General features: G+C 61.8%; 4 protein-coding genes. All 4 read right to left on the reverse strand.

What is annotated here, in order from left to right:
• Window positions 1-259 precede the first annotated feature (259 nt).
• Window positions 260-1,198, reverse strand: coding sequence for a thiamine pyrophosphate-dependent enzyme (locus tag NTW26_01155; GenBank protein MCX7020883.1), 939 nt, complete (start codon window positions 1,196-1,198; stop codon window positions 260-262).
• 28 nt (window positions 1,199-1,226) lie between these two features.
• Window positions 1,227-2,384: a pyruvate ferredoxin oxidoreductase gene (gene porA, locus NTW26_01160; protein MCX7020884.1), complete on the reverse strand. Its 1,158-nt coding sequence runs from the start codon at window positions 2,382-2,384 to the stop codon at window positions 1,227-1,229.
• 82 nt (window positions 2,385-2,466) lie between these two features.
• Window positions 2,467-3,408 carry a 2-oxoacid:acceptor oxidoreductase family protein gene (locus NTW26_01165; protein ID MCX7020885.1) on the reverse strand — a complete coding sequence of 314 codons (942 nt, stop codon included), beginning with the start codon at window positions 3,406-3,408 and terminating at the stop codon, window positions 2,467-2,469.
• Between the two features lie 128 nt (window positions 3,409-3,536).
• A partial coding sequence (gene rmuC / locus NTW26_01170) for a DNA recombination protein RmuC (GenBank protein ID MCX7020886.1) occupies window positions 3,537-4,790 on the reverse strand: 1,254 nt, incomplete at its 5' end.

Here is a 4,790-nt window from a genome sequence, read left to right on the forward strand (position 1 = left end):
GACCAGCCCCCCGGCGACGATGAGAACGACGGTCAGAAACTCCGACCCCTCGTCGGGAACGGCTCAGGTGCCGCCCTGGGCCAGAGCCGTCACCGCGGACGACACCAGCGCCAGCCCCGTCAGAAATTTCACCAAAGCGCACCCTTCCTTCGGCCCTTCGAGGGCACCTACGCCGCCATTTTGGGTCCGGTTCCACCCCATGTCCATCCAACAAGAAGGGGGCCCCACGGCCCCCTCCCGAATCGAACGAACCGACGCTCTAGGCCCCTTCACCGCACTTCACCAAGAGCTCGTGCCAGCGCCGGTCAATCTCGGCCTGAATCTCGTCAATAACGTCCTGCCGGAGCTCGGGCTTGAACAGGTGGCGGAAGCGCCCCTGCCCTTGCAGCCAGTCCACGACCGGCTTCTTCTCCTTGGGCTTGAAGGTGAGCTTCCACACGCCGTCCACGACCTCGTACAGGGGCCAGAAGCAGGTGTCCACCGCCAGAAGGCCGGTCTGGACCGTCTCGTTGGGGGAGATTTTCCAGCCCGGGATGCAGGGCGAGAGGACGTTGATGAAGCAGGGGCCCTCGGTGTAGAAAGCGGTATGGGCCTTTTTCAACAGGTCGTTGGGCTTGGCGGGGATGGCCTGGGCCACGTAGGGCAGGCGGTGGGCGACCAGAATCCCGGTCAGGTCCTTGTTGAACTGGGGCTTGCCGTAGGACACCTTTCCGGCGGGGGCGGTGGTGGTGTTGGCGCCGTGGGGCGTCGAGCCGGACCGCTGGTAGCCGGTGTTCATGTAGCCCTCGTTGTCGTAGCAGACGTACACCATGTTGTGCCCGCGCTCCATGGCTCCCGAGAGGCTTTGCAGGCCGATGTCGTAGGTGCCGCCGTCGCCGCCGAAGGCCAGGAACTTGTAGTTTTGGGGTATCTTGCCCTTCTTCTTCAGGGCGCGGTAGGCGGTCTCGACGCCGGAGCAGGTGGCGCCGGCGTTCTCGAAGGCGTTGTGGATGTAGGAGCACCGCCAGGCAGTGTAGGGGTAGATGGTGGTGGATACCTCCATGCACCCCGTGGCCGCCGTGACGACGACCTCGTCCTCGGGGTCCAGGCTGTGGAGGACCTGGCGCATGAGCATCGTGGCGCCGCAGCCCGCGCACATGCGGTGACCCCCGGAGAGACGCTGCCGCGTCGTGAGGGCTATCTCTTTGAAACTGGGCATATCTCCTCCTCGGGCGCTAGGGCGCCCGTTAAGCCTTGACCGTCGCCGGCTCGTGCTGGCGGACGTTTAAATATCCGTAATCATCCACGCTCTTGCCCCCGAGCAGCCGGGACAGGTCTTCGAAGACCTCCTCGATGTGGTAGGTCTCGATCTGGCGGCCGCCGAGACCGTATATCCGGCTGATGACCGCGGGGCGGGAATCCAACTCGTACAAGGCGCTGCGCAGCTCGTTGTAGATCGGTCCGCCCATGGCGCCGAAGCTCACCGCGCGGTCCATCATCGCCACGCACTTCACGTGGGCCAGGGCTTTGGCGAGCTCCTTGCCGGGGAAGGGGCGGAAGACCCGCAGGTTGATCGCCCCGACCTTCTTGCCCTGTTCGCGGAGTTGGTCCACCACGACGTTGACCGTCCCGCCGGTGGAGTTGAGAACCACGATGGCCATCTCGGCGTTCTCGAGCTTGTAGGTGCGGAAGTAGCCGTCGTCCCGCGAGCCGAACTCCTTGGCGAACTCCCGGGACACGTCGAGGATGACCTTGCGGGCGGCCTCCATGGCGTCTATCTGGCCCCGCTTGTGCTCGAAGTAGTAGTCGTACAGGTCCAGGGGGCCTATGGTCAACGGCAGGGCGGGGTCGAGCAGGGGGTACTGCGGGTGGTACTCGCCGACGAACTTCTTGACCTTCTTGTCGTCGTGGATTAACACGTTCACCAGCCCGTGGCTGGTTATAAAGCCGTCGAAGTTGACCATCACCGGCAAGAGCACGTCGGGGTGCTCGGCGATGCGCATCGCCTGGATGGTGTTCTCGTAAGCCTCCTGGGCGTTCACGCAGAAAAGCTGTATCCAGCCCGAGTCCCGGCACAGCATGGCGTCGGAGTGGTCGCAGTGGATGTTGATCGGTCCGGAGAGGGCGCGGTTGACGACGGGCATCACGATGGGCAGCCGCAGGGAGGCGGCGATGTAGACGATTTCGACCATGAGCGCCAGGCCGTTGGCGCTGGTGGCGGTCATGGTCCGGGCCCCGGCCGCCTCGCTTCCCACGCACGCGCTCATCGCCGAGTGCTCGCTCTCCACCAGAATGAGCTCGGTGGACACGTCGCCGTCGGCGTGGAAGTCGGCGAACTTCTGCATCAGGTTGGTCTGGGGGGTAATCGGGTAGGCGGCCACGACGTCGGGGTCTATCTGCATCATCGCGTAGGCGGCCGCCTGATTCCCCGTCAAGGCAAGCGTCTTGGAAGGCACGGCAAAAACCTCCTCGGGGCGATAACCCCGCTTACTTGCTGGTCTCATTGACCATGGTGATGGCCTTGACCTTGGGGGGGCACACCTCGGCGCAGAGGCCGCAGCCCTTGCAGTGCACCAGGTCGTGTCCGGTCATCTTCTCGGTCTCGGGATCGAAAGTGATGGCCGCGTCGGGGCAAAAAATGAAGCAGCGGAAGCAGTGGGTGCACTTCTCGGAGTCCCAGACCGGCCGGTCGGCGCGCCAGGATCCGGTGTTGTAATCCACGGCGTTGCCGGCGCGCAGGTAGGCGTGTAACTCCGAAGCCACGATGTAGCCTGCTCTGGGAAGCTCCTTGTAGCTTTCGTTCCCGTATTTGGGCTTGGCCAACGGGCCGCGGCCGCCGGGACCCTTCGCCGCCTCGGGCTTGGAAAGCGAAACCGCCGCCTCCCGGATGGCCTTCAGGTTCCCCTCGAGCACGTCCTTGGAAAACACGTCCGTGTAGTTGGCCCTGAAGCTCGCGCAGATGTCGTCGGTGGAAAGCACGTCCACGAGTCCGGTCAGGGCGCCGATGGTGGGTGTGTTCGGCATCCGGCGGCCCAGGTACTTCCGGCTGATGCTGGTGGCGTCCACGGTGAAGATGCGGAACCGGTGGCCCTCGACGATATTCTCGCGGACTTCGGCCGGCGTGAGCTCGGTGTTGACCAGGAGAATCCCGTCGTCCTTCAACCCCTCGCTCACGTCCACCACGTTCAACAGCGTCTCGTCCAGGACGATGACGATGTCGGGATCGGTTACGGAGGAGTAGATGGTTATCGGTGTGTCGGAGATTCGGTTGAAGGCCTTTATCGGGGCGCCCATGCGCTCGGAGCCGTATTCGGGGAAGGACTGGACGTGCTTGCCCATCTCCAGGGCCGCGTCGGCGAGCACCTTGGAGGCCGTCACCGCGCCCTGTCCGCCCCGAGCGTGCCAGCGCAGCTCAAGCATCTTGGGCATCAATTACCTCCTGGGGGCAAAAAAAGGGATGCGCGTTTTTACGTGGTTGGGGTAAGAGAAAACCAGCCGGATGCTAACAAATCACCGGCTGGAATACAAGGCATCGCGCGCCGTGGAATGCAGTTATTTCAAGATTTATCGTCCCCGTCCGGCGGCGCCCCCGATTCCCCGCCGGGCAACAGCTCCGGCGCCTGAATCCGACGAAGCGAAATGTCCTTCTCATCCAAAACAGTCAGTTCCCGAGTCGTGGTTATCTCAAGCTCCTTTATCCTTCGAGCCGAGGGTAGTACGTTACGTTCCAAAGACCCCACCAAGTTGTTGTAATTCTCCAAGGCCTTCACCAGGTTCCGACCGAGGTTGTCTATGTGCTCGGTCATTTTGCACAGTCGCTCGAATATCTCCCTGCCCTGGACGGCGATCTTCTGCGCGTTCTCCTGGAGTGCCTCCTCGCGCCAACCCTGTTTCACTGCCAGCAGGAGGGACATCAGGCTCAACGGCGAGCTCAACAGCACCCCCTGCTCAAGACCGTGCTCGATCAAGGTGGGGTCGTATTCCAGAGCGGCGGCGAAGAAGGATTCAACGTTCAGGAACTGGATGACGAACTCGGGAGACCTATCGAACTGCATCCAGTACTCTTTCTTGCCGAGGTCCCTCATCCGGTCCTTGACGGTGCGGGCGAACTCCTTGAGCTCATACTGACGTTCCTCTTCGGTCTTCTTTTCCTGAGCCTGGAGATAGTGGTCCGCTGAGGTCTTTGCGTCGATGACCACTATCCGATCGTTGGGGAGGTGGATGACCATATCGGGACGTAAGCGGCCGCCTTCGCCCTCAACGGATACCTGTTCCTCGAAATCCACATGCACCTGCATACCCGCCAATTCCACCAGGCGCCTGAGCTGGACCTCTCCCCAACGACCGCGAACACCGGGGCGCTTGAGCGCGTCAAGCAGCCTGCCGGTTTCTTCGTCCAATTTTCCGATCAAGCTCTGCTGCTTGTCGAGCGTAGTTTTCAGCTCACCTGTCTGTTTACGATATTCGTCAAGCGCACTTGAAAGAGGCTGGATGGTTTTATCCACCTCTTTACGCTTTTTTTCAAAATTCTCCTCGGCCAGTTGCAGGAAATCCTTCTTGCTCGCGGTCAGCGCCTCCTGGGCCAGGGAGGTAAAGACATCCTTGAACTTCTTTTCCGCCTCTTCGAGGAGATTTCGTTGTTCGAGCAGATTTTTCCTTTCTGCGGCGAGGCTGGCCTTGGTCGCTTCCAATTGCCCCTCCGCGGAGCGAAGCAGGATTTCCAGTTCGCCTCTCTGTTTGATAAGCTCGGTTTTATCCTCTTTGAGTTCCGAGATGACCGGAGACTGGTCGCCGCGTGTTTTAGCGGTCAA

The sequence above is a fragment of the bacterium genome (assembly GCA_026398675.1).
Lineage (GTDB): Bacteria > RBG-13-66-14 > RBG-13-66-14 > RBG-13-66-14 > RBG-13-66-14 > RBG-13-66-14.